1 protein-coding gene is annotated in these 852 nt (G+C 64.3%); it reads left to right on the top strand.

Annotated features, from left to right (window positions below; translation table 11 throughout):
• Nucleotides 1-145: 145 nt before the first annotated feature.
• On the top strand, nucleotides 146-852 hold a 707-nt coding region (locus tag AC0L2B_RS00170; protein WP_473743631.1), incomplete at its 3' end, for a hypothetical protein.

The following is an 852-nucleotide window of genomic DNA, read 5'->3' as shown; positions in this document are numbered from 1 at the left end:
AGACGCCATTGACGTCGATGCGAAGCGCCCGCTCCCGGGCACAGGCCGGATCGCCAAGCTGGCGGCGCCGCGCAGCGCCAGGATATTGAGGCGGAACCGCGTTCTCGAAGCGATCGGTCAAAAATCGCGTTCGAGCGTATGCTGGGTGGCCGCGCCGGCCGGCTACGGCAAGACGACGGCGGTAATCAACTACCTCGAAAGCGTCGCGGCACCGCATGTTTGGTTCCGCATCGACGAGGGCGACCAGGATATCGCGCGCTTCTTTCAATATCTGGCGCAGTCACTCGCCTCACCCGCGAACATGCCGGTGTTCGGCGTCGAGTATGCCGAGCAGCCGAAGGAATTCGCCAGGCGCTTCTTCAGAGCCTATTTCGCGCGGTTGAAGCCCGGCACCATTCTGGTCCTCGACGATTTGCAGGACGCCGACACGCCCGAATTCCGGGAGGTGCTTTCGGTGATGTTCCGTGAACTTCCTGACACGGTCCGCTGCATCTGCGTCTCGCGCACGCTGCCCCACAACGAACTGGGCGACCTCGTTCTCAAGGGCCAAGTGGCCGTCGTCGACCGGTGGGCGCTCGAATTCTCGACATCGGAAGCGCGCGATTTCGTCAAGCTGCGGTCGAGGAACGGCGCCGTTCCAGTCGATGTCGAAGCGGCGCGCGGCTGGGCGATCGGGCTGGTTCTCCTCGCCGATCACGGCTCGGCGGTCGGCCCTGACGACACGACCGGGACAGCACCCGGCGGGCAGAATGCGCTGTCGGACGTTCTCGGCCGCCATTTCTTCCTTTCCCTTCCCGCCGCCGACCAGGACATGCTGCTGAAACTCAATCTGCTGCCCGAAATCAGCGCCGA

The organism is Mesorhizobium sp. WSM4815, from assembly GCF_055811575.1.
The sequence above is the reverse complement of the archived record's forward strand: the minus strand, read 5'-3'. Positions and strand labels throughout refer to the sequence as shown.